This window comes from Caldivirga sp. UBA161 (assembly GCF_002506515.1).
Taxonomy (GTDB): domain Archaea; phylum Thermoproteota; class Thermoprotei; order Thermoproteales; family Thermocladiaceae; genus Caldivirga.
On sequence record NZ_DAXS01000065.1, the window covers coordinates 22784 to 23027 of the forward strand.

Here is a 244-nt window from a genome sequence, read left to right on the forward strand (position 1 = left end):
AAATATCACAGGTATAATCCTCCTTTCACCCATGAGGATTAAGCCTACATCACCAACATCACGCTCAACATAACCACCAAATGCCTTAAATCTCTTCCTCCCGCTTGGTTTTACGCCAAGCCCCTCAAGTATATCTCTACGTATTACAGTATATATTGCACCAGTATCAACAATACCATCAACTTCAATCGCTCTATCGGGCATTGCTGGGTTAAATACACCAGCCCTAACCTTTACAAACCCC

1 protein-coding gene is annotated in these 244 nt (G+C 42.6%); it reads right to left on the reverse strand.

Annotation, left to right across the window (positions count from 1 at the left end):
- Positions 1 to 244: aspartyl protease (locus BP896_RS07145; protein WP_291767090.1), on the reverse strand; the 244-nt coding region annotated here is incomplete at both ends.